The following is a 702-nucleotide window of genomic DNA, read 5'->3' as shown; positions in this document are numbered from 1 at the left end:
ATAAATTGTCGGACAACATAAAACACCTCGCCTGAGCTGTCTATTAAATCGTTTTTTTGTCATAATGGACACGACGTGTCCGAAATTCGATTTAAGGTACATTTTATGCGACTTTTTGGGTATGCGCGAGTGTCAACTAGACAGCAGTCCCTCGATATACAGATCAAAACTCTCCGAGATGCGGGAGTGAAAACCAACCGCATCTTTACAGACAAGGCATCCGGCATCTCAGTCGAACGGGACGGTCTGGAACTGCTGCGCATGAAAGTGGAAGACGGGGACGTGGTTCTGGTGAAAAAACTTGACCGGCTTGGCCGCGATACAGCCGATATGATTCAGCTAATAAAGGAATTTGACGCTCAGGGCGTGGCAGTCCGGTTCATTGATGACGGGATCAGCACCGACGGTGAAATGGGGAAGATGGTTGTCACCATCCTGTCAGCCGTCGCTGAGGCTGAACGGCGCAGAATACTGGAGCGTACCAATGAAGGCCGGCAGGAGGCGAAGCTCAAAGGTGTCAGGTTTGGCCGCAGGCGCACCATCGACCGTAACGCTGTGCTTGCGCTTCGTCAGGAAGGTAATGGCGCTACAGCGATAGCCAGGGAGCTAAGCATCGCCCGCTCTACGGTATATAAAATTCTGGAAGACGATAAGCTCACACAGTAGAGCCTGTTTTTTAAAAGTTAATGAATTGATAATAAT

Annotated in this window: 1 protein-coding gene; it reads left to right on the top strand. The window is 49.6% G+C overall.

What is annotated here, in order from left to right; translation table 11 throughout:
- Positions 1-105 precede the first annotated feature (105 nt).
- Positions 106-666 carry a recombinase family protein gene (locus tag EIO60_RS04865; RefSeq protein ID WP_258576080.1) on the top strand — a complete coding sequence of 187 codons (561 nt, stop codon included), beginning with the start codon at positions 106-108 and terminating at the stop codon, positions 664-666.
- Positions 667-702 lie beyond the last annotated feature (36 nt).

The organism is Candidatus Pantoea persica, assembly GCF_013753875.1.
GTDB lineage: Bacteria > Pseudomonadota > Gammaproteobacteria > Enterobacterales > Enterobacteriaceae > Pantoea > Pantoea persica.
This window is presented reverse-complemented; position numbering and strand designations above follow the sequence as displayed.

What these genes read in the sequence shown, in the direction of transcription:
- EIO60_RS04865 (WP_258576080.1), top strand. Translation starts at nt 106, where the DNA reads ATGCGACTTTTTGGGTATGCGCGAGTGTCAACTAGACAGCAGTCCCTC.